The organism is Burkholderia sp. JPY481 (assembly GCF_038900515.1).
Lineage (GTDB): Bacteria > Pseudomonadota > Gammaproteobacteria > Burkholderiales > Burkholderiaceae > Paraburkholderia > Paraburkholderia youngii.
In genome coordinates, this window is sequence record NZ_JAYMRT010000233.1 from 1 (window position 1) to 253 (window position 253).

1 protein-coding gene is annotated in these 253 nt (G+C 65.6%); it reads left to right on the forward strand.

What is annotated here, in order from left to right:
* Window positions 1-253: DDE-type integrase/transposase/recombinase (locus VSR82_RS40490; RefSeq protein ID WP_498858977.1), on the forward strand; the 253-nt coding region annotated here is incomplete at both ends.

Sequence of the window (253 nt, forward strand, 5' to 3'; positions counted from 1 at the left end):
GACGGCACCGCCACGCCCTCAGCGCCGACACGATGGCAAGGTAGCGGTGGGGAAGAGCAATCAGCGGTGGTGTTCTGACGGCTTCGAGATTCGTTGCGACAACGGCGAACCGCTGCGTGTCACGTTCGCTCTGGATTGCTGCGACCGCGAAGCGATGAGCTGGGTGGCGACGACCGGTGGCCACAGTGGCGACGTGGTGCGCGACGTCATGCTGGCCGCCGTTGAGAACCGGTTCGGTGACGTCCTGAAGGCG